The 841-nt window shown below is 56.1% G+C and carries 1 protein-coding gene; it reads right to left on the bottom strand.

The window, feature by feature from the left end:
* Positions 1-841 (bottom strand): efflux RND transporter permease subunit (locus tag RAC90_RS20890; protein ID WP_375124754.1); only part of this gene is annotated, 841 nt, incomplete at both ends.

Here is an 841-nt window from a genome sequence, read left to right as displayed (position 1 = left end):
TGAGAACGTGTAGCCAGCTGGCAAGGTCGCGGCGAGTGTTTCCATCGCGGTAATGGCATCACCGGAACTCTTCCCCTCGGCGGCCGATCCCTGAATTTCATAGGCGGCCAGGCCGTTATAACGAGAGAGCACATCCGGACCATAGGACCACCCCGACGAGGCAAAGGACGAGAAGGGCACCATGGTGCTGTTACTGCTGCTGTCGTTACCACGTACATACCATTGTTCGATATCCTCTGGCTTGCTGCGGAACGGTTGATCGCCCTGAATATAGACTTTCTTCACGCGGCCACGGTCGGTGAAGTCATTCACATAACTTCCGCCGATCGCCGCGCTGAGTGTGGTGTTAATATCGCTGATAGTCAGGCCCAGTGACTGTGCTTTGGCATCATCAATGCTGACATCCAGTTGAGGGAGATCTGGCAGGGAGTTGGCACGGACGGCACTGAGTCCCGGATCCTGATTTGCTTTTGCAATCAGCTGGTCACGCATTTTCAGCAGGTTATCGCGAGTGGTGGCACCGCGCGCTTGCAGTTCAAACGTAAAGCCGTTGGACTGACCCAGACCGGAAACGGACGGCGGCGACAGCACAAAGATTCGTGCATCACGGATACGCGACAGCGCCGCCATCGCCCGGCCTGCTATAGCATCGGCACTGTTCTCGCTGCCTTTACGCTCACTCCAGTTCTTCAGCGAGATAAACCCCACCCCTGCATTCTGTCCGCTACCGGCAAAACTGAAGCCATCCACCAGCATGCTCACGTTGACGTTGGCTTTCTCCTGGGTCTCAAAGTACTGCTGTACCTGACGACGGACTTCACGGGTACGATTTTCTGTCGCA

Origin of the sequence: Pantoea sp. CS_6, from assembly GCF_041954745.1 — a bacterium.
Classification (GTDB): Bacteria; Pseudomonadota; Gammaproteobacteria; order Enterobacterales; family Enterobacteriaceae; genus Pantoea; species Pantoea stewartii.
This window is presented reverse-complemented; position numbering and strand designations above follow the sequence as displayed.